Origin of the sequence: Budvicia diplopodorum (assembly GCF_009800925.1) — a bacterium.
Lineage (GTDB): Bacteria > Pseudomonadota > Gammaproteobacteria > Enterobacterales > Enterobacteriaceae > Budvicia > Budvicia diplopodorum.
Window position 1 is genome coordinate 58593 of the sequence record NZ_WOYF01000018.1, and the last position, 6000, is coordinate 64592.

At 47.9% G+C, this 6000-nt stretch carries 4 protein-coding genes; 1 reads left to right on the plus strand and 3 read right to left on the minus strand.

Features of this window, described 5'->3' with window-relative positions; genetic code table 11:
* Positions 1-385: 385 nt before the first annotated feature.
* A complete protein-coding gene (gene ade / locus GVI43_RS14055) occupies positions 386-2119 on the minus strand; it encodes an adenine deaminase (RefSeq protein ID WP_211959102.1) in 1734 nt (577 codons plus the stop codon).
* Positions 2120-2670: 551 nt separating this feature from the next.
* Here ade and GVI43_RS14060 point away from each other — a divergent pair.
* Positions 2671-3486: a VanW family protein gene (locus tag GVI43_RS14060; protein ID WP_159567486.1), complete on the plus strand. Its 816-nt coding sequence runs from the start codon at positions 2671-2673 to the stop codon at positions 3484-3486.
* Positions 3487-3530: 44 nt separating this feature from the next.
* On the opposite strand, the gene allS is transcribed toward GVI43_RS14060, so the two are convergent.
* Together allS and GVI43_RS14070 are read right to left on the minus strand one after the other, a co-directional pair.
* Complete coding sequence (gene allS, locus GVI43_RS14065; protein WP_159567487.1) at positions 3531-4469, minus strand: HTH-type transcriptional activator AllS; 939 nt, start codon at positions 4467-4469, stop codon at positions 3531-3533.
* 444 nt (positions 4470-4913) lie between these two features.
* Positions 4914-5669 carry an autotransporter domain-containing protein gene (locus tag GVI43_RS14070; RefSeq protein ID WP_159567488.1) on the minus strand — a complete coding sequence of 252 codons (756 nt, stop codon included), beginning with the start codon at positions 5667-5669 and terminating at the stop codon, positions 4914-4916.
* Between the last annotated feature and the right edge of the window lie 331 nt (positions 5670-6000).

Genomic DNA, 6000 nt, shown 5'->3' on the forward strand with positions numbered 1-6000 from the left:
TGATTTTATGGATGGGAAAATGAAGAGTAGCCTGAGACGAAGCGATTAAATCAATCAGTTATACCCGTCACGTTATCATAAATTGGTCAGAAGATAAGCCGGATTAGTGTAAAGGAGTCATTCATCCGAGCTGAACGTACATCCAGTTGCCTTTCCTCGACGCCACTTTGGTAAAAACCTGGGTCCCGGCGTTCGCCGGGATGACGACGGTAGGATACCAGACACGTAACCCATCACTGCGAAGTGAGGGAAAACGCCAGCCCTTCGGCCGCCAGAAAAAGCGCATATTCCAATATTATCAATGCGGACGAAACCTACGCAAAACCAAAATTAATCATCGCTGAATCAGCAAGAACGAAAGCCCCTGCATTCACCCGCGTAGCCATCAAACACACACGTCCACCGGCTGGAATTTAATCACGTCAAACAGGCCGGTTGACGTCAGCTTTAGCGCCGGAATAACCGGCAATGTCATAAATACCAAGGTCATTAGCGGCTGAATGTTTTGGTTAATCTGAAACGCTTTATGCGCAATGTTAAGCATATGCTCAATGTGTTCTGCCACTTCCGGCGCGCTCTTATCGGACATCAGGCCGCCGACGGGTAACGCCAGATGGGCAAGAATTTCCCCTTTACGGCAGAGAGAGACTCCACCGCCCATCGATTCAACGTCTTTAACGGCGGCGAGCATATCGGCATCATTATCGCCCACCACCACGATATTGTGGGAGTCGTGAGCAACCGAAATAGCGATGGCTCCGCCTTTCAAACCATAGTTAGCTAACAGGCCTAATCCCATATTTCCCGTGGCGTGATGGCGCTCAATAACTGCCAGCTTATTCAGACCGGGGTTCAGCTCGGCGCTAAATAACCCTTGCGCATCTGCTACAACCGGTAATTCCTGATTTAGCGTGACGACGCTGCCCGGTTGCACGCCGATAGCGCGTACTTTGTTGCTGGTTAACGGGAGCTTAAAGCTGTCTACGGTTAAGGGTGCAAGGCGAACCGTATTCAGTACGCTATCTGGAATGACGTGGTCAATTTCAACCAGCATCTGGCCATCACGGGCGATTTCTTTACCCTGAGTGAATACGTGTTTAGCGTTGAACTGACTCAGGTTATCGACAATCAGAATATCGGCATCATAGCCCGGAGCCAGTGCACCTTTGCCGCGCAGGCGGAAGCATTCAGCGGCGTTCAGGGTCGCCATACCAATCGCCATCAACGGATCCAATCCGGCTTCAACCGCCATACGAAGGCTTTTATTGATATGACCGGTAGATAAAATGTCGGAAGGCTCACGATCGTCGGTACACATCACGCAGCGGCGAGCGTTGGCCGGAGTAATCACCGGAATCAGGTTGAGCAAATCCTTACAGGTAGAACCTTCGCGTAGCAGAATATACATGCCTAAGCGCAGGCGTTCTTCCATCTCTTCCCGGCGGCTACATTCATGGTCAGTCATCACGCCGCTTATCACGTAAGCGGTTAAGTCTTTACCTTTCATGCCGGGGCTATGGCCATCAATCACCCGATCGTGACGGCGGGCCATCATGATTTTATTCATCATCGAATCAGCGTGGTTGATGACGCTGGGATAATCCATCACTTCACCCAGTCCTAAAACGCCGTCGTCACCGATCAGCCGTTCTAAATCTTCCGCTTCAAGAATCGCACCGGCCTGTTCAAACGGCGTAGCCGGCACGCAAGACGGCAGCATAATCCGCACGTTTAGCGGTAAATTGCGAGACGAGTCGAGCATGTAACGAATGCCGTCTAACCCGCAAACGTTAGCAATTTCATGAGGATCGGCAATCACGGTGGTGGTGCCGTGGGGTAGAATACAGCGGGCAAACTGCGGTGGAGTGAGTGATGATGATTCGATATGCACGTGACCATCGATCAGGCCCGGCATAACGTAGCCGCCTTTGGCATCCAGAATTTCCTTCGCCTGATAGTCACCACAGCCGATGATTTTTCCTGCCCCGATAGCCAGTGGGCCGGCCATCAGCGTCTGGTTAAATACGTCGATAATCTTACAGTTCACGATCAGTAAATCAGCAGGAACCCGTCCTGCCGCCATATCAATTAGTGTTGCCAACTGGGCTTTATCGCTCACTCTATACCTCTGAAAGTTACCGTTTAGTACCACATATTACGTTGATCAAATGGTACAATATTTACCGCAGCTATCGCGTTCTTGACCTTCTAATCCTAACCGGAGGAAGGTTAGGCCCGACGCCCATAGCGCTCAACAACGCCGCAAATTTCAGCCTGTTATCAAAACCAAAAGCCACTACACAAAGCGTAGCGGCACAGCCGTATAATCAGGGGTTACGTGAAACTGAAGCTTAAGGGTTTAAACGAGCCGGGTGAAACGTGGTACTGATTATGGCGTGTATCATAGCAATCGGTTACTTGGAATGACAAACGTTTGCAGGTTGGCGATGGAATAAAAATTTTATTAAGGCTTTTAGTCAGAGCAAATCAGTGCGGATAGCAAAAAGACATTCCTTGGTGGTATATCACTAATTTGAATAGGAACACTCTCGATATCGCTTCGGCGGTAACAAATCTTCAGGTTAGACGGTGTGTGAAGTACTTCTTTCATCGAAAACACATACAGATGAGCTAGCTTAGCCAGCATTCAATCGGTTACTAGTGAATGATATGCGCAAACCTTTATCGTCATACCATCCGGCTCTGTATTGGCTAAGAGTTCGGCAAAAGCGAGCATTACGCCACCTCGAATGGGCATTTTCATCCCGACGCTATGCCAGTGAGAAAACGCCAGACCGGCGGCTTGAGTATCGGTTTATCAAACATACCTCAAAGCTTATTCGTAAGTTAGGCGAGAGCGATATTGCTTTGCAGCACAATAAAGTGATTAACCTGCGGCTAGCGACGCAGGCAACCAGCGGAATTATCATCGGGCCGGGGGAATATTTCTCCTTTTGTAAGCTGGTGGGAAAACCGACTCAGGAACGTGGGTTTGTTGAAGGGATGGAACTGTCGTTCGGTGAAGCTCGCAGCGGCATTGGCGGTGGAATCTGCCAGTTAAGTAATCTGATTCACTGGATGGCAATTCATTCACCGTTGATCGTGGTTGAACGCGCTAACCATAGTTTTGATCCTTTCCCTGACGAAGGGCGGGTATTACCGTTTGGCTCAGGGGCCGCTATTTTTTATAACTATATCGATTTGGTGTTGCATAACCCCACTCAGGACAGTTTTCAACTGATGATTCATGTTGCAGAGCATCAGTTGGAAGGCGAACTTCTGTGTACTAAACCCAGAACGGTGAAATATCACATCTATCAGAAAGCGCATCGGTTTATACGCCGGGGGAACGCTGTGTATCGGCAAAATGAAATCTGGCGGGATATTTCCAGCAAGGGCCAAGAGCCGATAGTGTTACATTCAGAGTGCCTGTACCGAAATGACGTGGTGGTAAAATATGAGGTGCAAGAAGAACGCGTGGAATAACCTGCCGCGCTGCTTTTCAACCGCGAGGCAGGGCATTGAACTAACTACGTTTTAACCTTGGCGCTTCCCGGCGTGATTAAATTTAAAAATCCTTTAATCAGCGGATCGCTGGTTTCAAACAGCTCGACAATGTGCTGAACAATTTTGCCATCTTTTTCGTTATTCCATGCCAGAGAGAGCTGTGAAGGCTGACGGCTATTTTGAATATTTTTGGTAACTAACTGGCCGGACTCAAGGTATGGTTGGCATAGTTTGCGCGGTAAAAAGCCAACGCCAAGCCCATTAAGGTGGCACTTCAGTTTGCTGTCTAAGTCAGGAACTTTGATCTCTTTTTGCCCCGGTAGCAGCCAGGCTACGCGTTTAGTCAGGTTTTTTGAGGTATCTTCGGTATTAATCGCCGGATAGGGGCGCATCATCTCATCGGTTAGCGTCTCGGGGCCTTTGGCTAAAGGATGATTGGGCGACATAACAAATATCCACTCAACTTCACCCAGCGACAGAATATTAATGTTGTTTGACAGTGACTCACTGCCGGTAGCCCCGATGGCTAGCTGGCAGTCACCGTAGAGCAGGTTATCCCAAACGCCCATATAGATCTGGCAGGAGATTTGGAATTGAGTAAACGGAAATTTTTTGTGTAAATGGCACAGCAGGGCGGTCGAGGCGTCGCTGTTATACAGCAGGTTATTGACCACGATATTGACCTGGCGCTCTATGCCATCGGTAATTTGGCGCAGTTCATTGGGTATGCTATCAAGCCAAGATAACCACATCCGGCACTGTTCCAACAGGTGCAAGCCTGCGGGCGTGAGCAGCACGCTACGGGTGGTACGTAAAAATAGCTGAGTACCAACGTCGTCTTCCAGCGTTTTGATCCGATAGCTAATGGCTGCGGGGGTTTTATGCAGCAATTCGGCCGCTTTAGAGAAACTGCTGCATTCGGCAACTTTAATAAATGAACGGATAGTATCGTGATCTAGCATTGAGTAGCCTTTGTCTGTTTTATCCCTTTCGTACCTGCAGTTGACAGTTGCCGCGGCGTTAGCGATATAGCCACGCCAATGTCTTTGAGTTTAACTGCAGGTAGTCGCTTTCAGCTCTCTTAATACCATGAAAAATCATGTTTTTCGACTTATCTGAGTCGTTGTTATGAGCTATGTCTCAATTGGAACGGTGATTATTATTTTACCGTGACGGCAACCTATGCAAAGGTCAGACAGTCGGTGGTTGGCGTGGTCCGCTGGACGACCTCACTTCTGTCTGCGGTATAAAATCGGTTGGGCGCAGAGTGGCGTGGATGGATCAAAACTATGGGCCGGAGGGGGCCTGCTTTTCTCGATGTTTGCTATTTGCTGAACGGGGATGCAATGTATGAAAACAAATAGCAATGCGGCCTGCCGGCCGCACTGTTATCGAACGTAACTTAATTAGAAGCTATAGTTGTATTTCATAAGCATACCTTTATCCGTGATTCCATCTTCTTTCCAGTTATAGGCATCGATTGCTAGTTTGCTGGCGCCCTGACTATAGCTTAATCCGACTTTAGCCATGCTGTTGATGTCACCACCTTTTTCATTGCTGGCTACGGCGAAGCGATCTTCTCCGGCACCTTGCAATGAAGCTGTTTGAGTCGATTGTTTATAACTAAGGTTAGGACCACCTTCTAGTAATGCGTTCATCATCCAACCGTTGTCGCCAACATAGGTAAGATTTAAGCCGACTACAGCATCCACTGCGGTTTCTTTACGGGTATCCATTTGTAGATTAAAGTCACCCGCGCCGCGCTCACTGTAGCCAGCATCATTGGTCTGTCGCAGTTTAAAACCAGCAGTTGGCGTTAGGTTTATTCCGTTTTCAAGTGTAAAACCTTTACTAAACTGGCTGCGCCACTCCAGATATTGTTGCTGGTTATCTGATTCTGCTACCTGATTTACACCCGAATAACGAATACTGCGGCTACTCTCAAGTTGCTGTACGTCATAACGCACACTGTTGTTTAGCGTGACGATGCCTAAGTCGAGATTATGGCGTAGGCCAAAAAACTGGCTGTAGCCTCCCGTCAGACCGTTGTCTCCGGCTTTTTGCTTGCCGTCAATTCCATTACCATCAATACGGGCAATACCATACTGCAGTTGCAGGTTCTGATTTTCGCTAACATCGAAGCTTTGTCTCAGTGCCAACATGTCATAAATAGGCTGAAATAAGCCAGTAATAGGTTAATAAATAAGTTAAGAATAAGTCAGTAATGGACTAAGAATAAGTTAAGAATGGGCTAAAAAACTATCGTGACATAGCCTGCAAACTCATATTACCGATTTTATTTTCCCCTATTTTTCCTCTAACCGCGTTACCTTTTTTATGCCGAACAAAAACGGCCACTTATCGGTGGTAATGCCGATCAGTTAAGGATCGGTTGACCGATCCAGTGGTTGTGTAAGAATCCGGAAATGCTCACCCGTTTCCGGATTTTTTTATGCACATTGGACAGGCCCTTGATCTCGTTTCTCGTTACGA